The sequence below is a fragment of the Streptomyces narbonensis genome (genome assembly GCF_014649015.1).
GTDB classification, from domain to species: Bacteria; Actinomycetota; Actinomycetes; order Streptomycetales; family Streptomycetaceae; genus Streptomyces; species Streptomyces narbonensis.
The window spans coordinates 248,268-256,831 of record NZ_BMSF01000012.1; the positions used below are offsets into that span (position 1 = coordinate 248,268).

The 8,564-nt window shown below is 72.0% G+C and carries 5 protein-coding genes and 1 pseudogene; all 6 read right to left on the reverse strand.

The features are described 5' to 3' along the window. Nucleotides 1-7 precede the first annotated feature (7 nt). The 6 genes and pseudogenes from IE124_RS23770 to IE124_RS23795 all read right to left on the reverse strand — a co-directional run bounded on the left by IE124_RS23770 (nt 8) and on the right by IE124_RS23795 (nt 8,424). Nucleotides 8-856 (reverse strand): TatD family hydrolase, encoded by an 849-nt coding sequence (locus IE124_RS23770; protein WP_189509959.1) that lies wholly within the window; start codon nt 854-856, stop codon nt 8-10. Continuing rightward, nucleotides 856-1,425 carry an EboA domain-containing protein gene (locus IE124_RS23775; protein WP_189509960.1) on the reverse strand — a complete coding sequence of 190 codons (570 nt, stop codon included), beginning with the start codon at nt 1,423-1,425 and terminating at the stop codon, nt 856-858. Before IE124_RS23775 ends, IE124_RS23770 begins: the two co-directional genes overlap by 1 nt. Continuing rightward, nucleotides 1,419-2,360 carry a sugar phosphate isomerase/epimerase family protein gene (locus IE124_RS23780; protein ID WP_189509961.1) on the reverse strand — a complete coding sequence of 314 codons (942 nt, stop codon included), beginning with the start codon at nt 2,358-2,360 and terminating at the stop codon, nt 1,419-1,421. Before IE124_RS23780 ends, IE124_RS23775 begins: the two co-directional genes overlap by 7 nt. Beyond that, a complete protein-coding gene (locus IE124_RS23785) occupies nt 2,357-3,340 on the reverse strand; it encodes an SCO3242 family prenyltransferase (RefSeq protein ID WP_229832776.1) in 984 nt (327 codons plus the stop codon). Before IE124_RS23785 ends, IE124_RS23780 begins: the two co-directional genes overlap by 4 nt. A gap of 50 nt (nt 3,341-3,390) precedes the next feature. Then, nucleotides 3,391-4,517: pseudogene (locus IE124_RS23790) on the reverse strand (inositol-3-phosphate synthase). 133 nt (nt 4,518-4,650) lie between these two features. After that, nucleotides 4,651-8,424 (reverse strand): ThuA domain-containing protein, encoded by a 3,774-nt coding sequence (locus IE124_RS23795; RefSeq protein WP_189509963.1) that lies wholly within the window; start codon nt 8,422-8,424, stop codon nt 4,651-4,653. Nucleotides 8,425-8,564: the final 140 nt, after the last annotated feature.

The following is an 8,564-nucleotide window of genomic DNA, read 5'->3' on the forward strand; positions in this document are numbered from 1 at the left end:
TGGCGCCTCATTCCCCGCCGCGGAGGAGGGAGTTGCCCTCGTGCAGGACCTGGGGGGTGGGCAGGTCGAGCCGGAGGCGTCCGCTGAGGCCGTAGAAGGCGACGGGGTTGCGCCACAGGACCTGGTCGACGTCGTCGTCCGTGAATCCGGCGGCGAGCATGGCGTCGCCGACCGCGCGGGTCTTGAGGGGGTCACTCCTCCCCCAGTCGGCCGCCGAGTTCACGAGGACGCGGGTGGTCCCGTGGTTCCGGAGGATCGCGACCATCCGGTCGACGTCCATCTTGGTGTCGGGGTAGACGGAGAAGCCGAGCCAGGCGCCGCTGTCGGCGGCCTCCTTGACGGTGGTCTCGTTGAGGTGGTCGAGGAGCACACGGTCGGGGGCGAGCGCGGATTCGCGGACGACGTCGATCGTGCGGCGCAGACCGGTGAGCTTGTCCCGGTGGGGTGTGTGGACGAGGGCGGGCAGGCCGTGGTCGGCGGCCAGCTGGAGCTGGGCGGCGAGGGCGGCGTCCTCGGCCGGGGTCAGGGAGTCGTAGCCGACCTCGCCGACGGCGACGACGCCGTCCTTGGCGAGGTAGCGGGGCAGGACGTCGAGGACGGGGGTGCAGCGGGGGTCGTTGGCCTCCTTGGGGTTGAGGGCGAGCGCGCAGTGGTGGGCGATGCCGTACTGGGCGGCGCGGAAGGGTTCCCAGCCGAGGAGCGAGTCGAAGTAGTCGAGGAAGGAGGCGGGCGAGGTGCGGGGCTGGCCGAGCCAGAAGGAGGGTTCGACGAGAGCGCGGACTCCGGCGTCGTACATCGCCTGGTAGTCGTCCGTGGTGCGCGAGGTCATGTGGATGTGGGGGTCGAAGACGCGCATCAGGACTCCTCGACGGGTGCGGTGACGGCGGCGGTGGTGAGGGCGAGGACGCGGGACAGGTCGGCGGGGAGAGGCCGGCTCGCGGCGGTGAGTTCGGCGGCGTGGTCGGCGAGCATCCGGGCGAGTTCGGTGTCCCCGGCGGAGCGCTCGGCGAGGCCGGCGACGGCGGTGACGGGGACGCCGGTGAAGAGGCACTTCAGCAGGGCGTGGCGCCAGGTGTGGGGGGTGAGGTGGGTGGCGGCGTAGGGGCCGAGGGCGGCGGCGATGAGGGTGGTGTCGTGGGTGCGCAGGGCGTCCTCGACGAGGGGGACGGCCTCGGGGCCGGGGACGAGGGAGGGCAGCGCCAGGAGGACGGCGCGTCGCTCGGCGGCGGCGCCGTGGTGGTAGAGGCGGGTGAGGGTGGCGGGGTCGGCGGCGGCCGTCCGGAGAAGGAGGGTGCGGGCGGAGTCCGCGTGGGTGGGGTCGCAGTGACGTCCGGCGGTGACGAAGTGCGTTTCCCAGGCGGGGGTGCGGGCGGCGGCTTCGGTGAGGGCCGAGTCCAGCCAGATGCGGGCGGCGCCGGTCAGCATGCCGGGGCCGCCTGCCGCAGGAAGGAGAGGGAGGTGCGGGCGAGTTCGGGGCCGGCGTGGGAGTGCCGGGGCAGTTCGACGACGGTGAGCCCCGCGTAGCCGGCGGCTGTGAGGTCGGCGAGAGCGGCGAGGACGGGTGGGAAGTCGATCTCCCCGTCGCCGAACGGCAGGTGTTCGTGGACACCGCGGCGCATGTCCTCGATCTGGACGTGGTGCACCCAGGGGGCGACGGCCCTCAGGCAGTCGGCGGGAGGGAGGGGTTCGAGGCACTGGCAGTGGCCGATGTCGAGGGTGAGGCCCAGGACGGTGGGCGCGGGCGCTCCGAGGAGTCCGCGCAGGTGGTGGAAGTCGTCGAGGGTGGCGAGGAGGTGACCCGGTTCGGGTTCGACGGCGACGGGGACGCGGGCGGCGTCCGCGGCTTCCAGGACGGGGGTGAGGGATGTGGTGAGCCGCTTCCAGGCCTCGTCGGGCGGGGTGTCCGCGGGGACGGTGCCGCTGAAGCAGTGCACGGCGTGTGCGTCGAGGTCGGCCGCGACCCTGACGGCTCGTAGCAGGAGCCGGGTGCGGGCGGCCCGGTCCTCGGGGTCCGGGTCGAGCAGTGACGGGCCGTGCTTGCGGCGCGGGTCGAGGACGTAGCGGGCGCCGGTCTCGACGGTGACACCGAGTCCGAGGGAGGCCAGCCGCCGGCCGACCCGGGCGGTGCGGGCGGCCAGGTCAGGCGCCAGCGGGTCGAGGTGCATGTGGTCGAGGGTCAGGCCGACGCCGTCGTAGCCGAGGTCGGCGAGCAGACCGAGGGCCTCGTCGAGCCGCAGGTCGGTCAGGCCGTTGGTGCCGTAGCCCAGCCTGAGGCGGGGTGCGGGGTCGGGCGCGGGGCGGGGCCCGGGGTGGGCGGCGGGGCCGGGTGCGGGGCGCCCGGGGTGGGGGGTGGTGGTCATGTGGGGCTCACCTTCCGGGCGAGGGCGCGGGCGAGCGGGACGAGGCCGAGCAGCCCGAGCGCCGTGCCGGTGGCTCCGGCGCGGGCGGCCAGCGCCGCCTGGAGCGGGATCGTCGCCCGTATCCCGCCGCCGACGGCCCGCTCGGTGAGCGCCGCGGAGGGGTTGAGGGCGGCGTGCAGGAGGAGGGTGGCGGGGGTGCGGGCGTAGGCCAGGGCGAGGAGGGGGCCGAGGTGGGGACGGCCGCTGGAGTGGAGGGCGCCGGGGTGGGGGTCGGGGTGGGACCTGGGGTGGGGGCTGGGGGTTGGGAAGGGGAGGGCGGGGCGGGGGCGGGGGGCGGGGGGCCCCGGAGGTGGGGGTTGAGGGGTGCGGGTGGACAGCGTGCCGGCGATCGTCAGGGTCACGGCGAGGGCGGCGAGTGGGGTGCGGGTCGAGCCGCCGTGTGTCTCGTGGCGGGAGACGGCGGTGACGGCGTAGGTGTGGGCGCCGAGGAGGGCGGCGGCGGGGAGTGAGCGGAGGGCGCGGCGCGGTGTGGGGGTGGTGGCCGTGGCCCCGAGGAGGAGGTCGAGGGCGCGGGCGGTCGCCATGGTGGCGGGGCCGGCCGGGGTGTGTTTGAGGCCGAGGTCGTAGGCCCAGACGGTGGTGGCGAGGGCGCTGGCGACCGCGAGGGCCGGGCGGCCTGCGCGGGAGGCGAGGCCGAGGCCTGTCGCCGTGAGGGCGGCCGAGGCCGCGAGGGCGGCTGCGGGGGTGATGCGGCCCGAGGGCAGCGGGCGGTGCGGGCGTTCGGCGGCGTCCTCATCGCGGTCCGCCCAGTCGTTGAGGGCCATGCCCGCCTCGTACAGGCAGAGGGAGGCGGCGATCGCCCAGAGTGTGTCGCGTCCGGGGCGGGTCCCCGCGGTGGCCGCGCCTGCCAGGGCGTCGCCGGGGACGGAGGCCAGGGCCGAGACGCGGAGGAGTTCCGCCCAGGCGCGCGTGCGGGTGATGGCGGTGGTGGCGGTCGCGGGGGTGCTGGGGCTGGTGCTGGTGGTCGGGGTCACTGTTCGTCCCCTGTGGGTGGGGTGCGCAGGGTTCGGGCGAAGGTGACGAGGCGGGCGTACTGGGCCGCGAGGGAGGCGGGTGGGGTGCCTTCGGGGTCCTTGAAGTAGAAGGCGAGGTCGTGGAGGGGGCCGGTGAGGCCCCTCTCGTGTGCTCGGGCGGTGAGGCGGGCGAGGTCCAGGACGAGGGGGCGGCGAGGGCGGAGTCGCAGCCCTGCCAGAGGGTCTGGAGGATCATGCGGGTGCCGAGGAAGCCGTCGAAGGCGATGTGGTCCCAGGCGGTCTTCCACTCCCCCAGGGCGGGGACGTCGTCGATGTGGACCTGCCCTTCGACGGTGGTGCCGAGGGTGTCGGTGAGGACGCGTTCCTTGCCGGCGTTCTTGGCGGCGGCTGCTGCCGGGTCGGCGAGGGCGGCTCCGTCTCCGCCGCCGAGGAGGTTGCTGCCGGACCAGGCGCGTACGGTCAGGGCGCGCTGGAGGAACATCGGGGCGAGGACGGCCCTCAGGAGTGTCTGTCCGGTCTTGCCGTCGCGGCCGGCGTGGGGCAGTCCGCAGGCCGCGAGCGGTGCGGCGAGGGCGGGGTGGCGGAGTCCGGTGGACGGCGTGAAGTTGACGTACGGGCAGCCGGCGCGGAGTGCGGCGGCTGCGTAGAGCGTGCTGGGAGGGAGCCCGACGCCCCCCGACGCCGGTTCCGTGGAGGCCACATTGACGACCACGACGCGGTCCAGGCCAATGCGTTCCCGGAAGTCCGTCAGGTCGGTGGTGAAGGTGGTGACGAGTTGTTCGTCGGTGCGGGTGTCGCCTGGGAGGGGGCCGCCGGGGCGGATCTCGCGGTCGGCGGCTTCGAGTTCGGCTGTGACGGCGTCGGCGAGGCCGTACGGGAGGACTCCGGCGGTGGTGAGCTGTTCGGCTCGTTTGGGGAGGGGGCAGTCGGTGGTGTCGTGTCCTCCGAAGACGAGTGTGGCGAGGGGTGGGAGGCCGGTGTCGGCGAGGTCGGGGGTCTCGGTGGCCATGCCGGTGGGTGGGTGGAGTCCGGTGACGAGGGCGGCGCAGCCGGCCACGGTGGTGGTGGCGACGGATCCTCTCGCGCCGATGAGCCAGATTCCCGTGCGGTGTCCGGTGGTCATGTGGACGGCCTCCCTGTTCGTCCTGCGGGTGTGAGCGGGGTGAAGGGGGTGGAGGGTGGTGGGGGTGGAGGGCGGTGGGCGGGGGGGGGTCGTGGTGCCCGCCCACCGTCGTCGGGTGGTGGTCAGGGGGCTGTCAGGTGGAGAGTTCCCTGATCTGGATGTTGCGGAAGGCTGCTCGGTCTCCGGCGCCGTGGTTCTGGATGCCGATGTGGCCGGTGGTGAGGGAGCGGGCGGGGTCGGTGTTGGTGAAGTCATTGATCTTGACGCCGTTGAGGAAGACCTGGAGGTGTTCGCCTCGGACGCGGATCTCGTAGGTGTTCCACTGGCCGGGTGGGCGGAGTACCCGGTCGCGGGCGGTGATGTCGGCTGATCTGAAGCCGTAGACGGCTCCGGTGGTGCGGTCGGCGGTGTCGGTGGCGTCGATCTGGATCTCGTAGCCGTTGTTCACGGCGGACCAGGGGTCGTCGGAGGCGGGGAAGCCGACGAAGATGCCGGAGTTGTCGTCGCCGGTGAGTTTCCAGTCGAGGGTGAGGGTGTAGGAGCGGAATTCCTTGGCCTGGTACCAGAGGAGGCCCATGCCGCCGGTGGAGTGGAGTTCGCCGTCGGTGATGTCGAAGGCGCCGGGTCCTGCCTGTTTCCAGCCTTCGGTGGTTTCGCCGTTGAAGAGGCTGCGGCTGCCGGTCCGGGGGCTGCAGTCGGCCTTGACCTGGCCGGTGGCGTACTGGAGTCCGCCCAGCAAGTGCTGTCGGAAGGCGGGTTCGGTGTACGACTCCTTGGTGTGGCCGCCGCCGGTGTAGAAGGAGCGGCCGCCGCCGTAGGTCTGGCACCAGGCGATGGGGTGGTCGCCCTTCATGGTGCCGCCCTGGTAGGTGGTTTCGTCGAGGGTGGCGAGGATGCGGGCTTGTCCGCGGGGGTTGGTGCGGTAGTTGTACCACTCGTCGGTGCGCTGCCAGGGGCCGTCGAGGTGGGCGGCGGCGGGGTGGGTGTGGTCCTCGGTGCGGATGGTGGCGGGCTGGATCTGGGGGTGGGAGTGGAAGTGGGCTCCGACGAGGCCGCCGTAGAAGGTCCAGTCGTATTCGGTGTCGGCTGCGGCGTGGATGCCGAGGTAGCCGCCGCCGTTGGAGATGTAGTTCTCGAAGGCGGTCTGTTGGTCGGTGTCGAGGACGTCGCCTGTGGTGGAGAGGAAGGCGACGGCGTCGTAGCGGGCGAGGTTGTTGGTGGTGAACTGGCGTGGTTCTTCGGTGGTGTCGATGGTGATGTTGTTGGCGGCGCCGAGTTCTTTGAGGGTGGTGATGCCGGTGGGGATGGAGTCGTGGCGGAAGCCGGCGGTCTTGGAGAAGACGAGGACGCGGCGGGTGGTGCGGTCGATGGGGGTGCTGGAGATGGTGAAGTCGTCGAGGTCGTAGAGGGCGCCGGTGCCTCCCTTGAAGACGAGGTGGAGTGGGGTGGTCTTGCGGGGGACGGAGCGGAGGGGGACGTCGATGTCCTGGAAGGTCTCCCAGCTGCCGGTGACGGGGACGGGTGCGGAGCCGAGGAGGGGGCCGGTGGGTGAGCCGGTGCGGACTTCGAGGTAGCCGCCGGCGCCGCCGGAGGAGATGCGGGCGGTGAGTTTGGTGGCGCCGGTGAGGTTGTACGGGGTGAAGGCGATCCAGTCGCCGTTGTCGATGTCGCCGACGGTGCGGCCGCCGTTGGCCTGGGTCTTGTCGTAGGTGCGGATGCCGTGCTGGCTGTCGAAGTGTTCGGCCTGGCGGTGGCGGGGTTGGAGTTTGGCCTGGTCGCGGCCGGTGAGGGCGGCTTGTCCGCCGCCGCCTCCGTCGGTGTATTCGGCGGTGAAGACGGCGAAGATGTTGGCGTCGTCGTCGTGGCCGCCGTCGGCGGAGGTCTTGATGGTGCCGGTGCAGCCGTTGGCCGAGGTGACGGGGTGGCCGTGGCTGTCGTGGCCGAGGACGTAGGTGACCTTGATCTTGGCGCAGTTGATGGGGCCGTTGGTGGTGTCTTCGGGGTCGGTGACGGTCACCTTGAAGGGGATTTCGTCGCCGAAGGCGAAGAGGGCTCCTTCTGTGGGGAGTTGGAGGTCGATCTTGGGTGCGGTGTTGCCGACGACGATGTGGGCGGAGGCGGAGCCGGTGCGGCCGGTGGTGTCGTGGGCGGTGACGGTGGCGGTGTAGGTGCCGTTCTTGCGGTAGGTGTGGGTGGGGTTGGCGGTGGTTGCGGTGGTGCCGTCGCCGAAGTCCCAGGTGTAGGTGAGGGGGTCGCCGTCGGCGTCGGTGGTTCCGGCGGAGGAGAAGGTGACCTTGAGGGGTGCGGTGCCGGAGGTCTTGGTGGCGCTTGCTTCGGCGACGGGTGAGCGGCCGCCGGTGGCGTTCTCGATGCGGTAGAGGCCGGAGTTGTCGTCGCCACCGAACCAGGCGGTGCCGTAGTCGAGGACGTAGAGGGCTCCGTCGGGTCCGAAGGCCATGTCCATGATCTGGGTGCCGGTCCAGGGGACGGGGTTGATGGACTGGACGGTGCCGTCGGTGTTCTGGTCGATGCGCTTGATCCAGCGGCGGCCGAACTCGCCTGCGAAGAAGTCTCCGTCGTAGGCCTCGGGGAATTTCACCGGGGAGGTGTTGGCGGGGTCGTAGCGGTAGACGGGGCCGCCCATGGGTGATTCGGAGCCGCTGCCGAATTCGGGTACGGAGTCGCCGTTGTAGGGGATCCAGGCGGGTTCGGCGGGGGGCAGGTCGACGAGGCCGGTGTTGTGCGGGGAGTCGTTCTTGAGGGCGGCGCAGTCGTAGGTGGTGCCGGAGGTGCCGGTGGCGAAGTCGTAGTCGACGTAGGGCTGGTTGTCGCCGGTACAGAACGGCCAGCCGAAGTTTCCGGGCTTGGTGACCCGGGCGAACTCGACTTGTCCGGCGGGGCCTCGGGTGGGGTCGGCGGCGCCGGCGTCGGGGCCGTAGTCGCCGACGTAGAGGATGCCGGTGGTCTTGTCGACGCTGAAGCGGAAGGGGTTGCGGAAGCCCATGGCGTAGATCTCGGGCCGGGTCTTCTCGGTGCCGGGGGCGAAGAGGTTTCCGGCGGGGACGGTGTACGTGCCGTCGTCGGTGACCTTGATGCGGAGGATTTTGCCGCGGAGGTCGTTGGTGTTGCCGGAGGTGCGGCGGGCGTCGAACGCGGGGTTGCGGCCGGGGCGTTCGTCGATGGGGGTGAAGCCGTCGGAGGCGAAGGGGTTGGAGTCGTCGCCGGTCGACAGGTAGAGGTTGCCCTGGGCGTCGAAGTCGATGTCGCCGCCGACGTGGCAGCAGATGCCGCGGGTTGCGGGGATGTCGATGACCTTCTTCTCGCTGGTGTTGTCGAGGGTGAGGTCGGGTTTCAGGGTGAAGCGGGAGAGGCGGTTGACGCCGTCGTACTGAGCGAGTTCGGCGGGTGTGCCGTCGTTGGGGGCGTCGCCGGTGGGGGTGGTGAGGGGCGGGGCGTAGTAGAGGTAGATGGCCCGGTTGGTGGCGAAGTCCGGGTCGATGCCTATGCCTTGGAGGCCTTCTTCGTCGTGGGAGTAGACGGGGACGGTGCCGATGACGGTGGTGTTGCCGGCGGCGTCGGTGCGGCGGAGTTCGCCGTTGCGGGAGGTGTGCAGGACGCTGCGGTCGGGGAGTACGGCGAGGGACATGGGTTCGCCGACTTCGGGGGCGCCTTTGGCGAGGGTGACCTGCTGGAATTCCTCGGCGGCGGAGGCGGGACCCGTGGCGGAGGCGGAAGCGGAGGCCGGTGTCGTCGGGGTACGGGGTTCGGTGTCGGCGGCGTGGCCGGTGGGGGCGCCGAGGGTGAGGCCGGCGAGGGCGAGGAGGCCGCTGGTGAGCAGGGCCAGGGGTTTCGTGGTGCGCGTCTTTCCGGCGAGCGGGGTCCTGGTGCGGGGGTGTTGTCGGTGCACGAGTGTCCTCCGGGAGGGGGCCGGTCGTACGGGGTGGGGCGGGGTAGGTGCGGTCGGATGGGTGGGGGGGGTGGGGTGGGGCAGGTCGGATGAGTGGGGTGGTTGAGGTGGGTGAGCTGGGTGTTGTTCGGTTCGGTCAG

Excerpts from the sequence above, each read along its gene's own strand:
- IE124_RS23770 (WP_189509959.1), bottom strand. The coding sequence starts at position 856 with ATGCGCGTCTTCGACCCCCACATCCACATGACCTCGCGCACCACGGAC.
- IE124_RS23775 (WP_189509960.1), bottom strand. The coding sequence starts at position 1,425 with ATGCTGACCGGCGCCGCCCGCATCTGGCTGGACTCGGCCCTCACCGAA.
- IE124_RS23780 (WP_189509961.1), bottom strand. The coding sequence starts at position 2,360 with ATGACCACCACCCCCCACCCCGGGCGCCCCGCACCCGGCCCCGCCGCC.